This is a genomic window from Bacteroides sp. B1-V-101, from assembly GCF_023656585.1.
Lineage (GTDB): Bacteria > Bacteroidota > Bacteroidia > Bacteroidales > Bacteroidaceae > Bacteroides > Bacteroides thetaiotaomicron.
Map to the genome: position 1 here is coordinate 63,763 of NZ_JAMOKH010000013.1, position 25,585 is coordinate 89,347.

Below are 25,585 nucleotides of genomic sequence, written 5' to 3' on the forward strand. Positions count from 1 at the left end.
TTTAGAACAATATGGTTATAAATTATAAGAAGCTAAATCCTAACGGATTCTATCTATTGAAGTACTTGAATGATGAGACTATCCGTTTTATCATTCTCTATGGAGGTTCATCTTCCGGTAAGTCGTATAGTGTGGCACAAACAATACTGATACAGACATTACAGGATGGTGAGAACACTCTTGTCATGCGTAAGGTAGGAGCTTCTATTCTCAAAACCATTTATGAAGATTATAAGGTCGCTGCGATCGGTCTTGGCATCTCCCATTTGTTCAAATTTCAACAGAATACTATTAAATGTCTGGTAAATGGTGCGAAGATAGATTTCTCCGGTCTTGACGATCCGGAGAAGATAAAAGGTATCTCTAACTATAAGCGAGTTCAGTTAGAGGAATGGTCAGAGTTCGAGCATCCGGATTTCAAGCAGCTACGTAAGCGTTTGCGTGGTAAGAAAGGGCAGCAGATTATTTGTACCTTTAACCCGATCAGTGAAAGCCATTGGATAAAGAAAGAGTTTATTGATAAAGATAAATGGCATGATGTACCGATGACTGTTACCATTGCCGGCAAAGAGTTGCCGGAAGAACTTACCAAGGTCAAATCCGTAAGAAAGAACGCACCCAGGCAAATACTTAATCTTCGTACTAAGCAAATCGAGGAACAGGCCCCTAATACAGTTATTATCCAATCTACCTATTTGAATAATTTTTGGGTTGTTGGTAGTCCTGACGGTACGTATGGTTTCTATGATGAGCAATGTGTTGCCGACTTTGAGTATGATAGAGTTCACGATCCGGACTATTACAATGTGTACGCATTGGGAGAATGGGGTGTCATTCGTACCGGTAGTGAGTTCTTCGGTTCCTTCAATCGTGGCAAACATTCCGGTGAGCATAAGTATGTTCCGGACTTACCTATTCATATCTCTGTCGATAACAACGTGCTTCCGTATATCAGCGTATCATATTGGCAGGTCGATTTCACAACTGGTACCAAGGTTTGGCAATTCCATGAAACGTGTGCTGAAAGCCCCAACAATACAGTAAAGAAAGCTTCCAAACTTGTTGCAAAGTATCTGAAATCTATCCAATATTCTGATAGGTTATATGTACATGGTGATGCATCAACGAAAGCGGCAAACAGCATTGACGATGAGAAGCGTTCCTGGATGGACTTATTCATAGATACATTGCAGAAAGAAGGATTCGAGATTGAAGATAAGGTAGGCAACAAGAATCCGAGTGTTGCCATGACCGGTGAGTTTATCAATGCTATCTTTGATTGTACTGTTCCCGGTATAGAGATACACATTGACGAATCATGTTCGGTATCTATTGAGGACTACATGAGCGTACAGAAAGATGCTAACGGTGCCATTCTTAAAACTAAGGTCAAGAATAAAACTACCTTGCAGACTTATGAGGAGCACGGACACCTGTCTGATACGTTCCGATATGTCGTTGTGGATTTGTGTAGTGAGCAGTATATAGAGTTTAGTAACCGGCGAAAAAGAAACTTGTATGCTTGTAATGGCACTATTAATTTCTTCAATCCAGATACCGAATGTAAATACACTAAGAAGATTCTATATGTGATGCCGAATGTTAATGGGAAATTTGTCCTTATACAAGCGTTTAGATGTGGAAATAAATGGCATGTTGTTGATGTCGTATTTATGGATACTACTTCAACAGAAGATATACGTTCTTCTATTTTGTCCCATGAATCTGATTCATGTGTAATTGAATGTACAGATGCTTATTTCCCTTTTATCCGGGAACTCCGTTCTAGTACAAACAAGGAGATTCGTGTAATGAAAGAGTTTCCGGATGTAGATAAGCGTATTGCTGCAACATCTGATTATGTGAAAAATAGTATTCTTTTTTCTGCATCAAAAGTAGAATCTGATACGGAATATGTTGCCTTCATGAATAATCTGATGGACTATAATAAAGATAGTGAAACAAAAGAGGCCAGTGCTGTTTTGAGTGGGCTAGTACAGTTCGTTGTAAAATTAGGTTTGAATTGAATTGCGTTATATGTGATTGAAAATAAGGATGTTGTATTGTTGATATTATGTTTTCGTAATTTCAAGATTTTAGTGTTTTGGAAAACGGTTTTCCTTTTTACTTAGTTTTGCTCAAAAAGGAACCCAATGAATATTTTTTTTGATAATCTATTTGGAAAGAAATCTAAGACTAAAGGTGAAGTTGAAATAGTTACTTCATCTGAAAATAAGGATATAGATACTCAAAGTGGCAAGGCTGAAAAATGGTCAGTTGCATACATTGAGGACCTTACTAGTCCTATTGTAGCGGGCAGTAACTATCTAACGCTATTCAGTACGATACCTGAAGTCTTTTTCCCGATCGATTATATTGCATCGCGAATTGCAGGTGCTAATTTTCAATTGAAGAAAACTAAGGATGACAGTATAGTATGGGCGAATAAACGAATGAATGGCATACTTAGTCGTCCTAATTGTTTGATGCGTTGGAAAGAATTGATTTATCAGCACCATATTTATAAATTGTGTACAGGGAATAGCTTTATTCGTGCCGCTATGCCTGATGTCTTTTCTACAGCTGAAAAATGGAGATATTGCGATAATTATTGGGTGCTACCTTCTGATAAGACTATTGTAGAACCTGTTTACGGGAATATACCATTGTTTGGCATTGCCCAAACAGAAGATATTATTCGTAGCTATCGTTTGGAGTATGGTTGGAATGGTAGTTTGGAAATTCCTCCATACCAAATATGGCATGATAGAGACGGAAGTGCAGAGTTCTATTCAGGGGCTATGTTCTTGAAGTCCAAAAGTCGTCTTGCTTCCCAAAATAAGCCAATGTCAAATCTAATAGCTGTATATGAAGCTAGAAATGTGATTTATGTAAAGCGGGGTGGATTGGGCTTTATTGTAAGTAAGAAAACTGATGCTACCGGTTCAATAGCGTTGACTGACGATGAAAAGGAACAGCTTTTGAAGCAAAATTTTGAGAAGTATGGTGTAAGGAAGGGCCAGGTACCTTATGGTATTTCAGATGCAGACATTGACTTTGTTCGTACTAATCTTTCTATTGCAGAGTTACAGCCGTTTGAAGAGACTTTGGCTGATGCAATAAATATTGCAGGGGCATACGGCATCCCTGCCGTTCTTGTTCCGCGAAAAGACCAGTCCACATTTAGCAATCAGGCTACTGCTGAAAAGAGCGTATATTGTTCAACTGTTATTCCTATGGCCAAACAATTCTGCAAGGATTTTACAGCTTTCCTTGGTCTTGAAGGAGGGGGATATTATTTGGATTGTGATTTCTCTGATGTTGATTGTTTGCAGGAAGGATTGAAAGAATCCGAAGACGTAAAGACAAATATAAATAAACGTTGTCGTGAACAATTCTCATGTGGGCTTATAACACTCAATGACTGGCGTGCCCAAATAGGCGAAAGTATGATAGAAAATCCCTTGTTTGACAAATTGAAATTTGATATGTCAGATGAGGAACTGGATAAAGTAAATCGAGTTTTTAACACTAAAAGTGGAGATGAAAAAGATGGAAGAGAAAATCAAAAGCCTTCAGTACAAGACAAAGGCAAATGATGTTGATGAGAAGGGTATCGTTACCGTTGCGGTGAACGGTATCGGTGTGAAGGACTCACAAAATGACATATCTATGCCCGGCTCATTCAATAAGACATTGAAAGAAAATATTGGTCGGATGCGTTGGTTCCTGAATCATCGTACAGACCAGTTGTTAGGTGTTCCGTTGAGTGGTAAGGAAACAGAAGGTAATTTGGTTATGGTCGGTCAGTTAAATCTTGAAAAACAGATTGGCCGTGATACGTTAGCTGATTATAAGCTGTTTGCAGAGAATGGAAGAACCCTAGAACACTCTATCGGAGTAAAAGCCATCAAAAGGGATTCTATCGATCCTTGTAAGGTGCTTGAATGGCGTATGATGGAATATTCAACATTGACAAGTTGGGGGAGTAATCCACAGACGTTCCTTGTGAATATCAAGTCTGCTACTGCTGACCAGGTAAAGGAAGCTGTTGATTTCGTCCGGAAAGCGTTCTTGCAGCATGGATATAGTGATGAACGTTTAAAAGGATACGATATGGAATTAAGTTTATTACTGAAGAGCCTCAACGGTGGTGCCGTTGTCTCATGTCCTCATTGTGGTTATCAATTTGATTATGATGCAGAAACAGAGCATACCTTTGCCCAACAGGTATTAGATTATGCTGCTGATTATCAGAGATGGATAACACAGGACATTGTAAGGGAAGAAATGGAGAAGCTCACTCCGGAGATTAGAACCCAAGTAATTTCTCTTATTGATTCTGTCAAATCAGAAAAGAAAGAATTTTCTCAAAAGGGTCTACAAGACCTTATGAATTATGTAAGATGTCCCCACTGTTGGGGAAAAGTATATCGTTCGAATGCTATTCTGCAAAACACTTCTGAAGATACCACCGGAAAAAATGAGCCGTCTGTTGACACTCAAGAAAAGAATGACGGGGAAAATGGGAACGATGAAGTGACGATTAAAGCCGCTGATAATGGCACTTTACTCGATTTTAAGAGTTTGAATAGCTGTTTCGAGAATAAATAACTTAAAATTTAAATTTTATGCCAATTAGAAAATTTACAGTATCAGATTTTAATCTGAAAACGGACGGCTTGCCGGCAGAACAGAAGGCGTTTATGGAAAACATCGTCGGCATGATGTGTGAAGTAGTAAACAAGTCCCTTGAAGGAATTGCATCACCGGATGAGGTATCAAAACAGTTTGACGATATTAATAAATTGCTGAAATCCTATGACAATGAGAAGTTCCAGCAATTGGTTAAAGACAATGAAGAACTCGTTGCCCAGGTAAAGACCCTTGGAGAAAGTATTGAGAAAATGAAACAAAAGGGCTTGTCTATGAATGCTATCAACAAGTTCGATGAGAAGTTGAACGAGATGCTTGATTCTGAAAAATTCAGAGATTTCGCAGAAGGAAAAACACGCAAATCAGGAGAGTTTAACGGCTTCTCCTTGAAAGATGTCGTTTCCATGACTGACAATTACACCGGTGATTTGTTGATTACTCAACAACAGAAACGTGTTGTGACTCAGGTTGCCAACAAAAAGTTGCATATGCGTGATGTATTAACGACGCTGACAGCTGATCCTGCATATCCTCAACTCGCCTATGCGCAAGTATATGCTTTCAACCGCAATGCCCGTTTTGTAACAGAGAACGGTCGTTTACCGGAATCAAGTATCAAGGTAAAAGAGATACAGACAGGAACTAAGCGCCTTGGTACTCATATCCGTATCTCAAAACGTATGTTGAAATCAAGAGTGTACATTCGTTCCTACATCTTGAACATGCTTCCTGAAGCTGTTTGGATGGCAGAAGACTGGAACATTTTGTTTGGTGACGGTAATGGTGAGAATTTGCTTGGTATTATTAATAATACTGGGGTGACTTCTGTAGAGAAGATTATTAGTACAGCCATTGTTACAGGTGCCGCCGGTGCTGTAAAAGCTATTACCGGATATAACGGTGATAAGGATGTAATTGTAGAGTTTGCAGAACCACAGGATTTGATTCTTGATGGAATGAGTATCACGTTCGCTGGTGCCGCTGTTCTTACAGAACTGAACAAAACACACGCTCTTGTGAAAATGGAAGATGGTCGTATCCTTATTCCTGGTGTCGCGTTCTCCGGTGCTGAAACGGCTACGGATAAAATGACATTCAGTGTTCATGAAGCCGGCTTTAAGAACATTGAGGAACCCAACTCTGAAGATGTAGTGAAAACAGCTTTCGCCGCAATGACATATGCCCAGTATTTTCCGAATGCTATTATTCTTAATCCAATGACTGTTAACGGTATGGAATCAGAGAAAGATACGACAGGACGTAATCTTGGTATCGTTAAAATGGTTGATGGGGTGAAATATATTGCCGGTCGTCCGATTATCGAGTATGGTGGTATTCTTCCAGGTAAGTATCTTTTAGGTGACTTTAACCAAGCTGCAAATTTGGTTGATTATACCACTTTGACACTTGAATGGGCTGAAGATGTGGAGACCAAGCTTTGCAATGAGGTTGTGCTGATGGCACAAGAAGAAGTTATCTTCCCGATTTATATGCCGTGGGCTTTCGCTTATGGGGATTTGGCCGCATTGAAGACTGCAATAACTAAAGCGTAGGATTATGGATTACATACTTAGAGGTAACGATAAGGATGTAACCAATGTGCTTAAAGAGCAACGCATTCGGATTAATAGAGGGATGATTCAACTCATCCCTATTTCCGAATGTGGTCTTGTTACAGAAGAAGATGCCCGAAAGACATTGGAATGTATGCTTGCAGAGAAAAATGAAGAGATTGGCAGGCTTACTGCATCCATTGTAGAGAAAGATAAGACAATTGTTGAACTGACAGAAGAGCGTGAAACAATGAAAGCTCGCATTGCAGAACTTGAAGTACAGGTGCCTTCTGATGAAAAGAATCTTCCGGTTGCCGATTCAAAAGATTTGCAAGAGGAAGATGCCAAGGAGGTAACTGTTACAGATGATAAAGCCGTTTCCGTAGAAGATGAAAAGAAAACCGGGAAAGGCAAGACCTCTAAATAACTATCGCTATGTTGATTGATGTTTCATATTTTATGTCAGGTCCCAGGCATATTGAGAATGTTTCGGTCGCTGAAATGCCTTCGCCCCAATCTCTTGCTGTGAATGAGGTGATAAATGGGTATATTAAGGCATTTCAGCCCGAATTTCTCCGGAATGTTGTTGGTGTGACTCTTTCCCAAGCTATCACAGATTATTTGGAGCTTATTGAACGGGAAAAGGAAGATTCTTCAGATGAAGTTGATATTTCAGAAGAGAAGGAAGCCCCCCAGTCCGGATATGCAGTATTATGCGAGAAGCTGTGTGAACCGTTCGCTGACTATGTCTTTTATCATATTCTTCGTGACGCAAACACCCAGGCTACAATAACCGGGCTTGTCCGTTTGAAATGTGCTAATGAATATATAGCTCCTTTGAAGAGACAAGTAAGCACATGGAATAGCATGGTAGAGAAGAATAAACAGTTTGTTGAATGGGCTATGTCGAATGATTGTCCTTTCGATGTGAAAATAACCAAGAATCTTTTGACCCCAATTAATGCTTTCAATTTATGATAGATTTAGATATAACAGAACTGTTTGAGGAGATTGTAAAGGAACTTCCAGAAGGGCTTGAAATTCTCTATCCAAATGGGAAAGGGGGAACTAAAGTTATGAAGTCCCCAAGGTTGAATTACATCTTCGGTAGCAGTCAATATATCAAAGATATTTTAGATGAATACAGTAAGTCTTCTGCCCAGTCTGAAAGGAAGTTTCCATTGGTTGCACTATTCACTCCAATTAGTGAGGATAGAGGTGATGCGGATTATTTTTCAAAAGCAAAGGTTTCGTTAATTATAGCATGTTCTTCTTGTAAAGAGTGGAGCAATGAGATGCGCAGAACCACATCTTTTAAAAATATCCTTCGGCCAATCTATAAACGTTTATTGGAAGTATTATATGAAGATTCTCGGTTCGACTGCGACTATGACGAAAAAGTGAAACATAGTTATTCAGAAAACTATTCATATGGCAGATACGGAGCCTATACAGATTCCGGTGAGGCTGTGAGCGAGCCGATTGATGCCATAAATATACGCTCGATGGAAATAAAAATTAATAATCTTAATTGTAGAAGAAAATGAGAAAGATTAGAACGTGTAAGGGTTCCCGGATGAACACTGGTAGTTCTGCTTGTAGCATTGACTGGAAAAAGGTCAAAGGTGCTATCTTGACAGAACATGGTGTCAAACTCCCTGCTGATATAACAGGTGAGAAGTTGCTCGAATTGTGCCATGCAGACCGTCCCGGGCGTATTTACCCTATTTTGCCATTCCTGGAGTATGCCAAGAATGGTGGAGAGCCTCAAGTTAATCCTGTAGGGTACGGTGCAAGTGAATACAACGGGCTTAGCGCTCAAACAGACACCTTCACTTTGAAGAAATTTGATGAGGTTTTGAATGCCCAGCTTCTGAAATGTGCCAATAAAGGATGGGACGTTTACTTTTGGAATCAGGATAATATGTTGATCGGTTATAATGATGACACTGATATCCTTGCCGGTATTCCGATGTCTACTGTTTACCCGACCGTGACACAGTACCCGACCAGTAGTGCTAAGTCTGCGATGACTGTTAGTTTTTCACATGAAGATGTGGAAGACAGCCAATTGCACTTTGACTACGTGCAGTTAGACTTCAATCCCAAGAATTTCGTTAAAGGCTTGGTTGATGTTGTGTTTCAAAAGTTGGAGGCCGAAAATACTTACAAAATAGTTGAAGTTGTTGGTGGTTATGACCGTACAGAAGAATTTGGCAGTCTTATTGCTGATGGTGCTGCTGAAGTTATGAATAACGTAACTTCTGCTACATATTCGGATGGTATCATTACCATTGTTCCTAAAGCCGGGGCGGTTCCTTCGTTGAAAGCTCCTTCTGTATTGTATGAAAAAGGAATCAGAGGTATTGAGCAGGTGTCATGAAGGTAGATAATGTTACGTTCGTCGAGGTTGCTGTGAAGGGCATGACGAAGGAAGAGTTTATTAATGCACACATTAAAGTCGTGTGGCAGGAACTGAAGGAAGCTGACCGTAAGAAGAAGCTCTCGGAAGTGTACGATGCGATAACTAAGTAACCGACGGGCTGGGGTGTGATTACAGCCCGGCCCGTTATAATTTTACTGTATGGCAGATTTTGATGAATTACATAGAGTTATTCATTCCATTGCATCCGGGTTTGAAGAGGAATGTATTAGGTGTATGGAAGAACATAAGAATGTGCTCGTTGATTGTATTCAGGAACAATTATATTCCGGCTTGGACGGTACCGAACATCTATTGAATCCTGATTATGATACTGACACCTATTTTAACGAGCCCGGTCCCTGGCAGAACCGTGCGGAACAATATAAACGATGGAAGGAGAGGATAACTCCGCCTCTTAGAAGTGAGATGCTTTATTTGCCACCGCGTCCGGTTGAGGTACCTAACCTTTTTATTACTGGTACTTTCTATGATAGCATAACTGCCGATAGAATTGATTCCGGGCTTCGATTCTCAACGAAAGGATTTACGGACGGTAGTTCTATTGAGAAGAAATACGGTGAGCAGATTTTAGGCATTGGTGATACAGCTAAAGAGTACTTTAATATTATGTATCTCCGTCCCTGGATGGAACGTTTCTTTTCAGAATGTGGATATCGGTAGAAAATGGCTTGTAGTTGCGAAATAAGAAAGATGCAGAGTGAACTGGAACGTATCAGTGATCTTGCAAAGAAAGCAGCTGTCTTGGATGGTTGCATGTATGTCGTTTATCAGAAAGAAGATGGTACCTATGCTTTTGATAAACTAGGAGTTGAGATAAAAGGAAAGATTGTTGAATATAGACATTACCTGTAATTATGGCAGATTTAAAATTAAAAGATTTCGTTGATGAGAACGATTTGCAGAAATTGGTGGAGCTTGATAATACTATTGAGCGTGTGAGGGCTGATTATGTTAATGCGGCCAAAGAATTAGCAAAAGGTTTGAAACTAAATGTAGAAGGTGTTGCTGATCTTGAAAAGTTGAGTAACCTTTATAATACTCAAGCAAAAACGGCTGGTTCTGCATCTGCTGAATTAACCGAAGCTCTTAGAAGACAGTCTGAAATAACTCAAACTGTCAGTAAGAAGATAGAGGAAAAGCTAAATGTAGAGAAATTATCTGCTGCTGAACTGAAGAAACTAACCAAAGCAAACTCGGATAATGCTGTGTCCTTGGAAAAGGCTGCTAAAGCAGAAGCTAACTTGACAAAAGCGCAGAATGCCGGTAATACTACTCGTAAGAAAGCTGTTCTATCTGAAGAAGAACGTTTAAAACTTATCAGAACTGCTATTATCTTGACTAATCAGGAAGTACATAGCCGTTCACAAGCAAAGGAAATGAATAAGCAGCTGCAAAAGGCTGTTGATGTTTTGAAAGATACGGATGAAAACTATATTCGTACACTTGCCCGTCTTAATTCTACAATCGGAATCAATACCGATTACATAAAGCGAAATTCCGATCGATATAGTCAACAGAAAATGACTATCGGTGCATACCGGGAAGAAGTAAAGGCTGCATGGGTTGAGATACAGAACGGTAATAAATCCATGCAGAATATGGGTGTTATTGCCCGGAATGCCGGTAGGATGCTTAATACAGAGCTTGCTCCTGGGTTAAGTAAAGTTGGTGCTGGTTTAAAAGGGTGGGCAGCTGGATATATTGGTGCACAAGCTGTTGTTAGTGGAGTTGTTGCTTTATTTACAAAACTGCGTGAAGGAGTAGGTGATATTGTTAAATTTGAATTAGCTAATAGTAGGCTTGCTGCAATATTAGGAACCACTTCTGATAAAGTGAAGGAGTTAACTGCGGATGCTCAACGTTTGGGTGCTACAACGAAATACACTGCATCCGAAGCTACGGATTTGCAAATAGAACTTGCTAAACTGGGTTTTACTCGAAAAGAAATATTAGATGCAACAGAGCACGTTCTAAAATTTGCACAAGCTACCGGGGCAGAATTAGCAGATGCGGCTTCATTGGCAGGTGCTTCTCTTCGTATGTTTAATGCTGATACAAGAGAAACTGAAAGATATGTGTCTGCGATGGCTGTCGCAACAACCAAAAGCGCATTGTCGTTTTCATATCTCGCTACTGCATTACCAATTGTTGGACCGGTTGCAAAAGCCTTTAATTTCAGTATTGAAGATACTTTGGCTTTGTTGGGTAAATTATCGGATGCCGGCTTTGATGCTTCAATGGCTGCTACTGCTACCCGTAATGTTTTTCTAAATTTAGCTGATAGTAATGGAAAGCTGGCAAAGGCGTTAGGTAAGCCCGTTAAAACATTGCCTGAGTTAGTTGAAGGATTGAAATCGCTAAAAGAAAAAGGGGTAGACTTGAATACTACTCTTGAATTAACTGATAAGCGTAGTGTTGCCGCTTTTAATGCCTTTCTCACCGCTGTTGATAAAATATTACCACTTAGAGAACAGATTACTGGTGTAGAACGTGAATTGGGCGATATGGCTCACACGATGGGAGATAATGTTCATGGAGCTCTTGCTAACTTATCTTCAGCATGGGAAGCGTTTATGCTTTCTTTCTCCGAGTCAACGGGACCTGCTAAGGAGTTTCTTAATTGGATGGCTGATAAAATAAGAGGTATCGCCAATGATTTGAAATCTCCTGAAGAAAAAATAGAAAAGATAGATTATAATTTTAGAACACTTGCAAAAAAAGATGCGAACAAAAAGTTATTGGAAGTAGAAAAAGATTTTCAGGCAGAATATAAGAGGCTTATTGATGCTGGTGATACAGAGGAACAAGCATACACAAAAGCTGTTATTCAAATGAAAAATAAACGTATTGAAGTAACGGCCCAAGAGAGAGAAGCTTTAAAACGGATGAAAACTCGTGCTCAATATGCAACATCAGAGTTTGAAGATATGTCTTGGATAAAGAATGGTGCTGCTAAAATGTTTGGCTATTACACATCGGAAGCAGAAAAAGCGGATAAGGCTCAGTTGGAATTTTCTAAAAACTTATTCAAAATAGCATCTAGCGATGAGTTTAATCGTGGACTTGATGTGATTGCAGAAAAGTTCCGTCCAAAGGGTAACGACAAAAATGGTTCAGGTATAACAGTCCTTACTGATAAAGAAAAACGTGAACAGGAAAAAGCTCTCAAAGAGAAGCTGAAAATTCATGAAACTTATCAGGAGTCAGAACTAGCTCTTATGGATGAGGGACTGGAGAAAGAACTTGCTAAAATTGGTGTTGCTTACTCGAAGAAGATTGCTGCCGTCAAGGGTAATAGCAAAGAGGAAATTGCTACACGTCAGAATTTAGCTAAGGAAATGCAGGAAAAGCTAGATGAGTTTACTATTAAGTATAATTCTGATCGTGAGAAGAAGGATGTTGAGAACGCTCTTGCTGTTGTAAAAAAGGGGTCCCAGGAAGAACTTGATTTGAAATTGCACCAGTTGGAATTGCAACGTGAAGCAGAAATTGATGCAGCGGAGAAAACTGGTGAAGATGTTTTTCTCATTGACGAAAAATATGCAAAAAAGAAACAAGAACTTTACGAAAGACATGCATCCGATCAGGTGCAATTAATAGCAGAGAATGCGGCGCATGAGCAGGAAATCCGGGATGCTGCATATGTTATGGATACGCTTGCTCTTAAAAAACAGTTAGCTTCTAAGGAAATAACCCAGCAAGAGTATGCAGAACTTGAGTATCAGTTAAAATTAGATTATGTACGTAAAACAACCGAAGCTGCAATTGATGCGTTGGAGTTGGAACTTCGAAACGAAAATTTGAGTGCAGAGGATAGGGCAAAGATTGCAGAGCAGTTACAGAAATTGAAAGCGGACCTTTCCCAGCAAGAAGCAGAAGCGGAAATAGATGCTATCAATAAAGTTACTAAAGCGGATGAGAAAGCACAGAAAGAACGTCAGAAGAACTTGAAAAAATGGCTTCAAACTGCATCTCAAGCTGTGGGAGCTATTGGAAACTTAGTCTCTTCTATTTATGATGGTCAGATTCAGAAAATAGAAGAAGAGCGGGAAGCTAATGAGGAAAAGTATGATGAGGATATTGAACGAATTGAGAATCTGGCAGAGTCTGGAGCTATATCCGAAGAGGAAGCGGAAGCGCGTAAACGGGCAGCAAAGGATCAGACAGAAGCCAAGAATAAGGAGTTGGAAAAACAAAAGCAAGAGATTGCCCATAAACAAGCTGTTTGGCATAAGGGAGTACAAGTTGCAGAAACTGGAATTGCAACAGCTCGTGGTATTATGGAAGCTTTCCAGTTAGGTCCGATTGCCGGTGCTGTAATGGCTGCTGTTATCGGGGCGATGGGGGCTATGCAAGTAGCAACAATTCTTGCCACTCCTATTCCTTCTTATGCAGAAGGTACTAAAGGTAATGATAGGCACCCCGGCGGTGCTGCTTTGGTTGGTGATGCCGGTAAACATGAAGTTATCATGTATTCCGGAAAAGCATGGATTACTCCTGATACTCCAACTTTAGTTGATATTCCTAAAGGTGCGCAAGTCTTTCCTGATGTTGATAAGGTAGATATCTCTAATTTTGATATGCCGGATTGGGACTTTCCTACATTTTCACCGACATATTTAGCATCCTCTTCCGGTAACACCATTGTTTTCAATGATTATTCCCGGTTAGAAAAAAGGGTTGATAGAACAAATCTCCTTTTAATGAAGAGTCTAAAAATGCAACGCCAGGATGCTTCTAACCGTGAATTTGAACTGTATAAGTTATCTAAACTGAAATAGTCATGATTGAAAGATTAAATCAGATAACATTGAATGATTTCATTGAGCTTTCATGTGGAAACTATGCTTGTTTGCTTTCGGATCGCGAATTTGTGTCAGAGAGCACGCTTAAAGAGATAGCATCTAAATTGCTCATTGAATACAGAAGTATTGTTAATCCTTCAAATATGAAGGCTATGGTAATGGACAAGGAGGATATGCTGAAAGAACGTGCCAAACTATTGAGCCTTCGTATATGTCAGACTCTTGTTTCTCTTGGCTTTTATGATGATGTTCGTCAGGTATTGGAACAACTAAATGTAGATTCTCGGAATATGAGTGATGAACAGGTAACATCGAAGATTGACTATTTGTTTCATTCTGCAATTTTTGAGCAAAAACGGAATGAGGAAAGACGCAGTGAGGAACATAAAGGAAATAAGGTTACTCCTGAACAAATTCGTTCTTCTTTCGATGCCGAGATTGCTTTTCTAATGACATTCTTTAAAATGAGTATAGATTCCCGTGTAATTAATGCTGCTGTCTACGCAAATATTGTTCATCAAGCCGATGTTGAAATATCGTTCAGAAAAAGAAGCACATGATAATATTGGTATTTACATATATGCTGTAATTCGATTAATTTTTAATTAAAGCGAATTATTTCATACAGTCGTTTGTACATCTCCTTTAGAATCACAAACGACTTTTTTATGAATAGAAAAAACAGCATCCATTGTATAAATAGGCATTTATACAATGTTTTATTGTCAGAATTACGTACATTAGAGACGAAGTGTAATCGGATAACAGCAGAAGTGTCCGAGGTAAAAAAAATGATTGCCTTATTGCCCCCCGATATAGGCACTCTTATTAGTTCAATCGAGCGTTCTGCTAAGGAAATGCACGAGCAAAGTATCATGCACCGGGAATACGTGGAAAGGTGCATTAATGGCGAACCGAAGATACACCTAATAAGGAGGGCTGACAATGGACTTTGAAAAGGAATTATCAGAAATATATCCTTGGATATTAAAGGTGGCAAGAAAATTCTGCTGTTCCATGCAAGATGCTGAAGACTTAGCCGGTGATACAGTTTATAAGCTACTTGTGAATCGTGATAAATTTGATTGTTCTAAACCACTTCAACCGTGGTGCCTTATTATAATGAGGAATACTTATATAATAAGATACAATAGAAATTCCCTTATACATTTTACAGGGCTTGATATGGTAGACGGAAGTGCCATTTCTAACTGTACAGCTCATTCAATACTGTTTGATGATTTGGTTTCCACAATACAACGGTGTGCTAAAAAATCCCGTTGTATTGATAGTGTGATGTATTATGCTAGTGGATATTCTTATGATGAGATAAGTGAAATCCTGAACATTCCTGTTGGAACTGTAAGAAGTCGTATTTCTTCTGGCAGGAAGCTTATACTTCAAGAAATAGGATAATAATGAGTAAGGTTTCAAAATGGTAACTTATATATGCTCATAATAACCTGCAAAGTGTTCTGAATTACAAAATTTGAGGGTCTTTATATTTGTAAATTTATAGCAATAGAATGAATTATGGAAGTATATTCTATGTGGATATACAAAAAAAACTTATATTTGTAATATATCCGAGTTTAATGCTATTGGGTGAATTGGTGAATAAATTATTGTTGGATTAATAGATATATTTTTGAAAAGAATAGATATGAAAGATTTTTGGAATGACTATAAAATGATAATATTAGTGATATTATCACTATTGATTTTTTCTTTTGTATTGATGTTGAGAGAAGAAGAACTTGTTAATAATATAGGAATAAGCCTTTTTGTAAATGTGAGCACGACTGCTCTGACAGTTTTGGTAATTGATAGATTATATCGAAGAATTGAAGTTAGAAAGAAAAAACCGCTTGAGTTTGCGGCATATAATGATGTAACTCTTTGGTGTAATAAATTTATTAGCTTTTGGCAAACGGCTTACCGTGATTGTGGATATTATGCCCCTAAAACAGATAAAGGTATTTTCTTGGAAGATGAATTTCGAAGAATTTATGATTCTTTGCAACTTGATGCTATTGCTCCTGTTACCCCAAAAATATCTTGGGAAAGATATTTACTTTCCGAGAATCAAAGAATGATAGATGGAGGAAGAGAAATTCTAGTGAAATATGCATATTACATTCCTCCTGAAATATATAAGGTAATATATCAGTTAATTGATTCTCCATTTATATATACAATTTGCAATATACCGGCAATAAAATTGTCAGATATTGAATTTAAAACAAATAGGAAGAATGTATTAGGAGCATATACGGCTAAACCTAAACAAGCAGAATTAGATTTATTTTTAAAAGTTCATGGTTGGTGTTTTACTAAACATAAGGAACTAGGGAAACTATTTAAAGGGGTACGTACTGTTTCTGCATTAATATAATTGTTTTTATAATGCATATTTAACCTGTAGAACATTTCTATGACATTTTAAAAGGGAAAGATTAGTATGTAGGACATTGAAAAGTCCTTTTTATTCCTTGGTATAGATATTGTTTTGAAAAACAGATAGTTATATTGCATTTTAGCAAAGCATGATTTTCAAGAATTTAGCCAATCGGGAAACCGGTTGGCTTTTTCTATATATTTGCTCGTGAACGTTCAAAAGGAGTTAAAATGCTTTGTAAATATGTACTTACCGTTGATAGTATTTCTTATGATATTCCCAAATCTTGTATTCAGAATTGGGATGAAATAAAGTTTTCCCGTAAACGCTCCGGACTTGAAGGAATAACTAGAACCTTTACTTCAAAATTCCAGTTTGTGGGAGAAGCCTATGATCTCATATTGGAGGAGTATTTGAGCAAATACCTGGCTTCTAATGCTAGTATCACTGTTTATACTATAACTAATTCTCATACTTATGAAGAATTCTTCAGTTGCCGACTGGATTTCGGTTCATTGACCTATGATGGAAATACTGTTTCTATTAATTCGATAGATGATAGTGTCGCTAATATCATAAAGGCTAACAAAGGAACGCAGTACGAATATTCGGTAGATGAGATAAAAGATGTATATCAGCTTTATTATGATTCTGTAAGTATGAATTATAGTCAACCGCATACATTAGGTGGTAATACTGTAGAAAATGATGCTTCTTTGCAATATATTGTAATTGACAAAGGAATATATGTAGAAGCTATAACATATTCGCTTCCCTTATATATTTCAGGTGGTGAACTTCCGTCACGGGATTCACCTCTTGAGTTTTATGATGCACCACAGGAATCGAAAGATGATCCAAATGTATTTGTTAAAGCCTTGTCCGACATTGATATAGTATTGAATTTTAGTTTTGAATACTATATCAGTTATAGTGATGCGTATACAACTAAAGCTGAAATTGTTCTAGGTGGGCGTTACGAAGATGGTCGTTTAGTCGAGTTGAAAAGATGGGGGTATAATAAGGGGGATGTTACTCCAAGTAATCTGAATGAATCCATCAAGATTCATCTGACTAAAGGGCAGGCTTTATTTTTGGATTTGAAGGTAACATTTAACAGAGTTAATGCTTCTACTGGCAATATTTATTTTCGTAATTTCAAATTTGAGACACGCTTTACTTCTCGAGCTAACCCTATCTATGTGGATGCAATAAGACCTATTGATGTGTTAAACCGATTGCTTAAAAGCATGAATGGTGGAAATGAAGGTATCTATGGTGAAATAGCTTCAGGTGTTGATGAAAGGTTAGATAATTGCGTGATATTAGCTGCTGAAAGTATTCGTGGAATCCCCCAAGCTAAGCTATATACTTCTTATACAAAGTTTAAAAACTGGATGGAAACAGTTTTTGGCTTTGTGCCTGTGATCAATGGTGTCACTGTTTTTTTTAAACACCGGGACAAATTGTTTAGTGATAACAATGTAAAGGATTTAAATAGCAGCTTTTCTAGTTTTGAGTATAAGGTTGATTCATCAAGAATATATTCTTTGGTTAGGGTAGGATATGATAAACAGGACTATGAAAGTATGAATGGTCGTGACGAATTCCGATTTACTACTGAATATACTACTGGCATTGATATAACTGATAATGTATTAGAGTTGATTAGCCCTTACCGTGCTGATGTTTATGGAATTGAATTCTTATCGCAAAAGAGAGGCCAAGATACAACGGATAGTGAAAGTGACAATGATGTGTTTTTTGTTTGTGCCAGTACTACATTACATGATAATGGCGGAGTACAAACATATAAAGAGTATAGGCTTATAAGGAGCGGTTGGGAAATAAGTGGCGTACTTGATCCTGAAACGATGTTTAATACCATGTATTGGCAAGGAGGCATATTGCAAGCAAATGCCGGCTATATTGGTATGTTCACTAAAAAACTATCTTATTCTTCTTCTGACGGTAATAGTGATGTTGTTGTCAATGGTATAGGAATGAAAGATGATTTTAACGTTGAAAGTGGTATTATAACTTGTGGAGATGTTTCATTCACAACTTATAATGAAGATATTCCACCAACAGATGATGAAACGATTAAAATCTTAAAAGATGATCTAGTTTACGAGGGCTACATCAAGGAGGTGAGTAGTACAGTTGAGAGAAACGAGGGAGTGAAGTATGATTTATTTGTCCGTTCAATAACAAAAGCCTAGAAATATGATTATAAGCCCGTTTACCCCACTGTTTTTTTCTCCGTCTACCGATAAATTTGGAGCGAAGAGTAAATATGTGCAATTATTCGCACGTACAGACAGGATTTTTGTTGAATTGATTTTGACAGCCAAAGAGCAGGAGCCTATAGTATACATTAATAATCTTTTAAGTAATATATCTACACCTGTATCATTAAGCTCATGGAAGATGAATGATGATAAGATTCTTTATTTCTATAACATTTCATTGCTTCCATGTGGATACTATACTGTAACAGTTAATGGGAATACGAGTGAGATTTTTAAAGTTACGGACGATGAATGTGAGTTATCAGAAACCAGCCTTATTCAGTATTCAATGAAAGATAATAAGCAGCGTCTTGATGCTGTCTGGTGGATAGATGGGATGCAATACTTTTTTGATTTTCGCGTTCCTGGTGGTTTCAAAGATAACGGATGGACGTTCGGTGTGGATAATGAGCAGTTCGTGACCTCTGATGAGGATATTGTTGAGCTATTCAGCCACGAATATACAACAGTATTATTCACGCTTGGAAATGGGATGGGATGCCCTGTGTGGTTTGCTGAATTATTGAATCGTGTCTTATGCTGTAATTACGTCTACTTTGATGGTGTCCGATATACCAGAAAGGAAAGTAATGTTCCGGAACTTAACCAGCAAATAGAGGGATTGAAGAGTTTTGTGTTCAATCAAATGTTACAGAAGGTAAGAACGATGAATCCAGTTTTGGAATGGAATAACCAGCTTGCTATGAGGTGTGTACAAAGCGGTGCTTATAGGATAGCAGATGATGAAGGAATGCGTAGTATCAAGTATGGTTCAGAAAGTGAGGTTGCAGAGGTCGGAGCATATATCAATATGACTAAGGCTATTCCTAATACTGGAGTTTCTATTAATAGTGATACTATGGTTACTGTCAACAGTATTCATCACCTAGGTGTTGATGAAAATTCATATTGGGATTTGATTGCAATCAAGACGACTGACATAGATAACAAGTATATTGGTAGAAGAGGTTACGGTAAACTTACAGTTAATGGACTGGATAGACTAAAGAACGATTTGGACAACGGTTCGATAAATTTGCGTGCTGTACTATATAAAGGAGATTCGTATACTAACCTCATTGAAGGGAGTGTAATCAGTAGGGATGGTGTATGTGTCTTGAAAGGTATTAACGGTGGAGATATTGGTGCTCTGAAGGAGTTCCAACTTTATCTTGATAATGTCTATGATTGCGACATAGATAATCTTGGTATGACCATTGAGCTTGTATGGGTATATGAAAATGATTAAAAAAGAGAATTATGACAGAAACAGAAAAACAACAGATTATTAGCCTTGTGTTACAAGCGTTGAAGACAAACAGTCTTACAATAGAGCAACTGACTGATACAACAGAGCTATCCAAAGATATGTACGTTGAAGTTAGTGGCGGTCGGAAAATATCTATTGATTTACTTTCAAGTACCATTGCTAAAATGGTGAATGGGGATTTTGATGCATTAGTGGAGAATGTCAATAAGATTGCAAAAGATTTATCGGATGGAGACGCCGAGTTATTGAAACGTATAACAGGAGTGTCTGATAAATCCAATCCTTTGACTGACCCATTTAAAAGTATTGGCTCTTTTACTACTATTGGTAGCTTTAAAGATAAATTAAAAACGATGTATTCCGGGGATTCTTCTATTGGGAATTATCGGTGTATTTTGTCTGTTGATTCGTCTAAGATTCCTGTAAATATACAAATTGAACGGTTGGAGCTTGATAAGGTTTGTCAATCATTCACTTCGTGTATACAACTGGCTACCATGTCAGACAATGCCGAAGGTGTATATTTAGGTACAGTTTGTACAATCTCACGAATAGGTATTGTTTCCAATGAGAGTGTTACATGGGGCAAATGGACCTCTGTAATAAATGACTTTGAGGAAAGGATAGGAAAAGCGAACGGTATCGCTCCTTTGAACGAAGAAAGTAAAGTTCCTTCTGAATGTCTGCCTGAACCGTTGTCTCTTGGGGAAGGTGAAGAAGAAGCTTTCCCCGGCAACCGTGGAAAGTCTTTGGAAGATACAATGAAAAATATCCCTTCCGATATAATCAAACCGGGTTCTTTCTCCGTCCTGTCTGACGCTTCCTATCTCAATGTGTATTTTAAGAAAGTGTCCAAAACAACCGGTAAAGAAACGGACGACAGCTTCCGTCTGCCTTCTGCTACCCTTGAACAAGCCGGCCTTTTGTCCGCCGAGGATAAGCAAGCCCTTGAGGATATGAAGAGCAGCACGCCCGCCGACGATGTAACACACCCCATCGTCATTGTTGATGAGATCCGCCCTCTGAAAGATGGCCACTATACCCTTGAAACCGCTATTGCCGCCATTGTCTCCTATCAACAGGAATCTGGCGTCAAATATGAGCGAACGGGTCTCATCATTACTTACAAAACAGGCGAGTATGAAATGGAAACCCGGCAGTTCCAGGGTGCTGTGTCCGATTTTGCGACCCCTTCTCTTTGGAAACCCTTCGGGAATGGTGGTGGCGGTTCCGTTGTTGAAACTTCCGATGAACCGGCAGAAGGGGGAAAGGATGCCTTTTCAACTGGTGGCGCCTATGCCTATGTTCCGGCCAACCTCGACGTAAACGTGGAAACAGAAGGCATCGTAAAACTTCAGATGAAGAACGCTGCTGGTGAAACCCTTGGTGATGAAGTGCAGTTCGCTATCGGCACGGGTGGCGGCGGTCAAACTGGCGGTACCATTGTTGCCATTGCTTTCCAGTCGACACCTGTCTATGGCTCTTACGGCTCCACGCTACGAACCTTTGCCGCCATTCGTTCCGTGACCTCGAACGGTGTCGAATCCTCTGACAACCTGATTGAGAAACTGGAACTCGTAGACCGTGAAAGCGGGCTTACCGTCTGGACTGAAACCGTCAACAAAGCATCTTCCGGTGACATGAAGGACTTCTCCTTTGAACTGGACTTCACCGCATACTTTACGGCTGCCGGTACTCGGAAATTCAAGCTGATAGCCACTGACGAAAGCGGCAATACCGGTTCCAAGAATGTCAATGTAACAGCTGTTGATATTACCTGTACCTGTGTGCAGGTGCTCAACTATACCCCTGAAACTCTGCTTACTCCGACAACTGAAAGTTTCAGCCTTCCACTCTATAAGTTCGGAAACAACACCTCTGATAAAGGTATCAGTGCCCAGGTTGACATCAAGATTAATGGTGAATGGCAATCCCTGTCTACCACCGTTGTAAATGACAACTACTCGCACTCCGTTGTAATCCGCCCTGCTTCCCTCGGCCTAGAACACGGTACCTATCCCTTGCGCATCCAAGGAACGGATGTCGCATCCGGAGTGAAAGGAAATGTCATCTACACGGCTGTCATGGTAATTGACCCGAATAGTTCCACACCTCTTGTTGCCTTGAGATACGATGATAAAAACGGTGGAGTAGTCCGACTGTACGAAACCGTAGAACTTGATGTTGCCTGTTATGACCCGTTGGAAATGACTTCACCCGTCAGCGTGAAAGCCAATAACGTGCAGGTAACACAAATTGCTGCCAGTCGTAACAAAACCTATCAGGTCAAACAACAACTGCAGGGCTACAAGGCTGACGGCACCGATACGGTCAACTATACTGCCGTATGCAAGGACGTGACTAGCGAACCTGTCCGGGTGACAGTTAGCGGTTCCGCCATTGATGCCGCCATAAAAGAAGGCGCCATCTATAACTTTGACTTCTCATCCCGTACCAATCAGGAAACTGACCATAGTATTGTCAGCGGTAATTATGAAATGAAAGTGGACGGTGCCAACTGGACTACCAACGGTTTTGGCACATTCTTGGGTGAGAACTGCCTTCGCGTAGCCGAGAATGTGGGCGTGTCATTAAACCATGCCCCGTTTGCCGGCTCGTCCATCGAATCCAACGGTGCCGCCATCCAGTTCGCTTTCGCTTCCAAGAACGTGACCGATGATGATGCCCTGCTCCTTAGCTGCTATGACGAAACGTCCGGTGCCGGCTTCTATGTCACCGGCCGGGTGGTCGGCATCTTCTGTAACAATGGTGTCGCCCGTCGTGAAGAACGCGCCTACCGGCAGGGTGAAAAGATAACCGTAGCCGTAGTTGTTGAACCTGCAAGCAACTACGTCGAACGTGACGGCACACGATATTCCATGATGAAACTCTTCCTCAACGGTGAGGAAGTCGCCTGTCTTGGTTATGTTCCGGGCGGCGGCTCCCTGATTCAAACCAAGTATATAACGATGGACGGCAAACTGGGTGATTTGTATCTTTATTACATGATGGCCTGGAACTCCTATATGGAATGGGCACAGGCGTTCAAGAACTACCTTGTCCGTCTGACCGATACAGAGGTAATGGTGAAGGAATACGCCTTTGAGGACGTCCTTAAAAGCCAGACAGCCGAGGGTAGTACCCAAAGCCGCCCGTCAGCTGCCGAAATCTATTCACGCGGTATGCCTTACATTGTCGAATGCCCCTATGAAGGCTCCGATATAGAAGCACTGGACGGCACCACTTCCACTAGTACGAAGATATACATCACGCTCTATTACTTTGACCCCGAACGCCCGTGGCGTAATTTCAAGGCCGTGAGTGTCCAAACCCGCAACCAGGGAACCACCTCTGCCAAACGCCCGGTAAAGAATAAACGCTACTACCTCGCCAAGAGTAAAGGCAAAAACAAGGACACTCGAATCATACTACTTAATCCGGACGATACGACGGAGGAAGGACGCCGTGCAATAGCCTTGGCTGCCATCAACAAAGTACAGGTCGGTGATAATACAATCCCGGTCGATGTCATTACCGTAAAAGTCGATTACTCCGATTCCGGCAATGCGAACGACTGCGGCGCCTGTGAAATGATGAACGTTACATACCGTGCCTTGGGTGGTAACTATATGACACCTGTCCAACGTGCATTTGACGGAACATTTGACAGCGGTGACTTGCATATCGAAGGCTTGCAGATGAACCACTCCACCGCCAATCACCCGGTAGCCACCTATCGGTGTAAGGATGACAGCCTGCAAAACGTCTATTTCCATGCCAAAGGCAACTGGAAAGAAGACAAAGGGGAACAGTTCGCCCTCGGTTTCAAAGATACCCCCGGCTATAATAAAGGTTGCCTGAATTATGGTGACTTCATAGAGTTCTTCGGTACTCCTGACGAAACTTTAGACGCAATTGAGATACGCTTCAAACAGACTGACGGACTCGATACGGACAGCGTGTACCTGCTTTCCCTATATTGCGGTAGTTCGTACCGAATAATGAGGTATCAGGACGGCTCATGGAAAAAGCAGTCCGGTTCCATGAAGTATGAAAACGGCAAATGGAATGTCACCGGTGATGTCCTTAATCCCGTTGAAGGCTTCGAACTTCTTAATTACCAAGGTATGGACTGGTTTCAGGGCGTCGGTTCTGTTCAGGATATGATGGCCATGAAAACGGACAAGTCCTCATGGGTTCAAAAACTCGTGGATAACGGAACTATCTCTGCTGATACCTTCCCGGCATGGACTTACTACTTTGAATCGCTTGTCGATGATGACCAGCTCGCCATTGATTACGCTTTGGGTAAGAAAGTGCCCTATAACCTCTACCGATGGTTGCGCTTCTGTGATTCCTGCGATTACTCCAAAGGCGGGAACTGGCAAAGAACATGGAAGGAAAACCTGTATAAATACGCCTGCCCAGAAAGTGTCTTGAGTTATGACATCTTCACCGACTACCTTGCCGCCACTGACCAACGCGCCAAGAATATGCAGCCGATGTGGTTCTTGGAAGAGTATGCTTCCGTAACAGACGGTGTGTACAGCTCCGAGGATGCCATGCGCATGTACCTGAATAAAATCTATGACTGCGATACGCTCAACAGCAAGGATAACGACGGTGGTTGCACGGTTGACGCCGAGGTGGATCCCAACCGGACGAGCGATGAAACATTCACTAACCCTTATGCCGGCTACGGCTCCGTTCTGTTTAATAACATCTATCTCCAACAAACAGTGTGGATTGACTCATCCGGTACGGAACTCTCCCTACGTACTGTTGCCGCCGCCATGCGTAACGTTCAGGCGACCATTGACGGCGTCACCCTGCACCCGTTCTCACCCGAAGGAGCTACGCATTTCTTCATTGACAAACGGCTCAAAAAATGGCAGAAACTGGTTAGTTCTTACGACGGTGAACGGAAATACATCTCCTATACAGCCACCTCTGACGCTATCTACTTTTATGCTCTGCAAGGTCTTGGACTTACTGCCCTTCCGTCTTTCATCGAAAGACGTTGGCGTATTCGTGACGGTTATTTCCAAACCGGTGATTTCTTCAGCGGTGTAATTTCCGGGCGCGTATCTTCCAAACCAAACGCCACCATCCGGATTGTCGCCGCTAAAAACGGTTACTTCGGTGTCGGCAATGACGCTAGCGGCAACCTTTCCGAAAGCTGCTTCCTTGAAGCGGGCGAAGAATATGTATTCACCAACTTCTCTCATGAGGAAGGCGCATTGCTATATATCTACCAGGCTGACCGCATGAAGCTGCTCGACCTGTCTGAAATCTCCCTGTCAAGTACGGTGAGCTTCTCCGCCATGCAACTTGTGGAAACCCTTATCTTGGGCTCTGACACCCATACGGAACAATCCATCGGTTCTTACGCACCGCTTACCTCGTTGAACTGCGGCGAAATGCCCTTCCTCGTATCACTCGATATCCGGAGAACACAAATCGCTACGCTTGTCACCGACAAATGCCCACGTATCGCCCATATCAATGCATCCGGTAGCGTATTGGAGAATATCACTCTTGCAGAGACTTCTCCGATTAATGACATCTCTCTTCCAGCAACAATGACAAGCATTCGTTTTGTCGGCCTTCCTGAACTGACCTATACCGGCCTTTCCGCCCCGTCCGGCCTGCAAATCGAATCCATGCCGAACGTCCAGCGTTTGCGACTTGAAACGTCTCCGAAACTTAATGCCATCCAAATGCTCCGTGACGTGCTCGCTTCACAAACGGCATCCCGTAAACTTTCCATGCTCCGTATCTCGAACATGACCCTGAAGGCTGACGGCTCCGAGCTTCTTGCCATTCTCGAATATGGAGTCGCCGGTATGGATGAGGACGGTAACAGACAGGATAAACCGGTAGTCAACGGCACGTATGAACTGACAGTTATCCGTGAAACGGATGAAATCGAATCCCTTGAATCCGGTATCGACGGCCTTGTCATCCTTACCGTCATCGATGCCTACATCGACTTGATCAACTGGTTCAATAATGAGTCTTATGGCGGAGAACCGTACTACGATAACGTAACGCTGGACAACATCAATGAAGTCCTTGAATATTATAACGGCGAAACCTACGAGGAATATCTCGAACGCTTCGCTGAAGACAATATGGATATTAATGATTTAATCAACAAGTAACT

General features: G+C 40.6%; 18 protein-coding genes. All 18 read left to right on the forward strand.

All coding sequences use genetic code 11. The annotated features are described in order from the left end of the window. The first annotated feature begins 11 nt into the window (after positions 1 to 11). The 18 genes from NBH01_RS12115 (at position 12) to NBH01_RS12200 (ending at position 25,583) form a co-directional block, all read left to right on the forward strand. On the forward strand, positions 12 to 2,027 hold the full coding sequence (locus NBH01_RS12115; RefSeq protein WP_077154458.1) for a PBSX family phage terminase large subunit: 2,016 nt from the start codon (positions 12 to 14) through the stop codon (positions 2,025 to 2,027). 126 nt (positions 2,028 to 2,153) lie between these two features. Next, entirely contained in the window at positions 2,154 to 3,599 is a 1,446-nt protein-coding gene (locus NBH01_RS12120; protein WP_004311552.1) for a phage portal protein, read from the forward strand. After that, positions 3,553 to 4,614, forward strand: a complete 1,062-nt coding sequence (locus NBH01_RS12125; protein WP_118443550.1) for an HK97 family phage prohead protease — start codon at positions 3,553 to 3,555, stop codon at positions 4,612 to 4,614. Before NBH01_RS12120 ends, NBH01_RS12125 begins: the two co-directional genes overlap by 47 nt. Positions 4,615 to 4,631: 17 nt before the next feature. Next, positions 4,632 to 6,209 carry a phage major capsid protein gene (locus NBH01_RS12130; RefSeq protein ID WP_250700124.1) on the forward strand — a complete coding sequence of 526 codons (1,578 nt, stop codon included), beginning with the start codon at positions 4,632 to 4,634 and terminating at the stop codon, positions 6,207 to 6,209. Positions 6,210 to 6,213: 4 nt separating this feature from the next. Continuing rightward, complete coding sequence (locus NBH01_RS12135; protein WP_087318355.1) at positions 6,214 to 6,636, forward strand: hypothetical protein; 423 nt, start codon at positions 6,214 to 6,216, stop codon at positions 6,634 to 6,636. 8 nt (positions 6,637 to 6,644) lie between these two features. Then, positions 6,645 to 7,187, forward strand: a complete 543-nt coding sequence (locus NBH01_RS12140) for a hypothetical protein (protein ID WP_004300274.1) — start codon at positions 6,645 to 6,647, stop codon at positions 7,185 to 7,187. Further along, complete coding sequence (locus NBH01_RS12145; protein ID WP_004300276.1) at positions 7,184 to 7,756, forward strand: hypothetical protein; 573 nt, start codon at positions 7,184 to 7,186, stop codon at positions 7,754 to 7,756. The genes NBH01_RS12140 and NBH01_RS12145 overlap by 4 nt, the downstream gene beginning before the upstream one ends. Next, positions 7,753 to 8,592 carry a hypothetical protein gene (locus NBH01_RS12150; RefSeq protein ID WP_004300278.1) on the forward strand — a complete coding sequence of 280 codons (840 nt, stop codon included), beginning with the start codon at positions 7,753 to 7,755 and terminating at the stop codon, positions 8,590 to 8,592. The genes NBH01_RS12145 and NBH01_RS12150 overlap by 4 nt, the downstream gene beginning before the upstream one ends. Then, entirely contained in the window at positions 8,589 to 8,744 is a 156-nt protein-coding gene (locus tag NBH01_RS12155; RefSeq protein WP_004300280.1) for a hypothetical protein, read from the forward strand. Before NBH01_RS12150 ends, NBH01_RS12155 begins: the two co-directional genes overlap by 4 nt. A gap of 49 nt (positions 8,745 to 8,793) precedes the next feature. Further along, positions 8,794 to 9,315 carry a hypothetical protein gene (locus NBH01_RS12160; protein ID WP_004300282.1) on the forward strand — a complete coding sequence of 174 codons (522 nt, stop codon included), beginning with the start codon at positions 8,794 to 8,796 and terminating at the stop codon, positions 9,313 to 9,315. Positions 9,316 to 9,318: 3 nt separating this feature from the next. Then, on the forward strand, positions 9,319 to 9,507 hold the full coding sequence (locus NBH01_RS12165) for a hypothetical protein (RefSeq protein WP_147402602.1): 189 nt from the start codon (positions 9,319 to 9,321) through the stop codon (positions 9,505 to 9,507). A 2-nt stretch (positions 9,508 to 9,509) separates the two neighbouring features. Continuing rightward, positions 9,510 to 13,436: a phage tail tape measure protein gene (locus tag NBH01_RS12170; protein WP_120489968.1), complete on the forward strand. Its 3,927-nt coding sequence runs from the start codon at positions 9,510 to 9,512 to the stop codon at positions 13,434 to 13,436. Between the two features lie 2 nt (positions 13,437 to 13,438). Next, positions 13,439 to 14,020 (forward strand): hypothetical protein, encoded by a 582-nt coding sequence (locus tag NBH01_RS12175; protein WP_120489969.1) that lies wholly within the window; start codon positions 13,439 to 13,441, stop codon positions 14,018 to 14,020. Positions 14,021 to 14,405: 385 nt separating this feature from the next. Next, positions 14,406 to 14,876, forward strand: coding sequence for an RNA polymerase sigma factor (locus tag NBH01_RS12180; protein WP_117512303.1), 471 nt, complete (start codon positions 14,406 to 14,408; stop codon positions 14,874 to 14,876). Positions 14,877 to 15,108: 232 nt separating this feature from the next. Continuing rightward, a complete protein-coding gene (locus NBH01_RS12185) occupies positions 15,109 to 15,855 on the forward strand; it encodes a hypothetical protein (protein ID WP_128858688.1) in 747 nt (248 codons plus the stop codon). Positions 15,856 to 16,088: 233 nt separating this feature from the next. After that, positions 16,089 to 18,080, forward strand: a complete 1,992-nt coding sequence (locus NBH01_RS12190; protein ID WP_120489970.1) for a hypothetical protein — start codon at positions 16,089 to 16,091, stop codon at positions 18,078 to 18,080. 4 nt (positions 18,081 to 18,084) lie between these two features. After that, positions 18,085 to 19,398, forward strand: a complete 1,314-nt coding sequence (locus tag NBH01_RS12195; RefSeq protein WP_120489971.1) for a hypothetical protein — start codon at positions 18,085 to 18,087, stop codon at positions 19,396 to 19,398. An 11-nt stretch (positions 19,399 to 19,409) separates the two neighbouring features. Next, positions 19,410 to 25,583 (forward strand): hypothetical protein, encoded by a 6,174-nt coding sequence (locus tag NBH01_RS12200; RefSeq protein WP_250700125.1) that lies wholly within the window; start codon positions 19,410 to 19,412, stop codon positions 25,581 to 25,583. Positions 25,584 to 25,585 lie beyond the last annotated feature (2 nt).